The 447-nt window shown below is 54.1% G+C and carries 2 protein-coding genes; both read right to left on the reverse strand.

The features are described from left to right. Positions 1-189, reverse strand: a 189-nt coding sequence (locus tag ACU8YC_RS27630) for a DUF1317 family protein (protein WP_446896345.1), incomplete at its 3' end; no start/stop codon positions are given. After that, positions 131-430 (reverse strand): PerC family transcriptional regulator, encoded by a 300-nt coding sequence (locus tag ACU8YC_RS27635; protein WP_446896346.1) that lies wholly within the window; start codon positions 428-430, stop codon positions 131-133. The genes ACU8YC_RS27635 and ACU8YC_RS27630, both read right to left, overlap by 59 nt. Positions 431-447 lie beyond the last annotated feature (17 nt).

Genomic DNA, 447 nt, shown 5'->3' on the forward strand with positions numbered 1-447 from the left:
TTTAAGCAACCCGACCATGCGCTGGGCCGTTAATGGGGTTCTGATAACGAGGCCGCCTGGCGCTAACCAACCACGGCGCAGAGTTGAATAAACCAGCGTGATGCTACCGACGCGGATATTGTCGTGAGGGTTAGTCATACACCACCCCGCGACATCCGTTCCCTGCGTATTCACCACGCCGCAGGCCATTGCCTTTCGATATGCACTGATCGCGGCGTATCGCTATTCTTGCGCGTTCAACCTCACCGACTGCTGCATCCATGCACAGCAACCAGAGTCTTTCTGCAATGCGGAACTGGCCTTTCGATTCTCGCTCAACAGCGCGCTTTTCTACCTCCATCGCCGCAGGAGTTACGGCGACTACTTTTGACGCCTGACGCTGAGACCAATAGTTCAGGTGATACTTTTCAAGACGGGTTAATTTGCTCATCAGATCCAGCCTTCTCT

This window comes from Citrobacter sp. VF227 (assembly GCF_052950715.1).

Coding starts and splice junctions, on each gene's coding strand:
- ACU8YC_RS27635 (WP_446896346.1), bottom strand. CDS start 430: ATGAGCAAATTAACCCGTCTTGAAAAGTATCACCTGAACTATTGGTCT.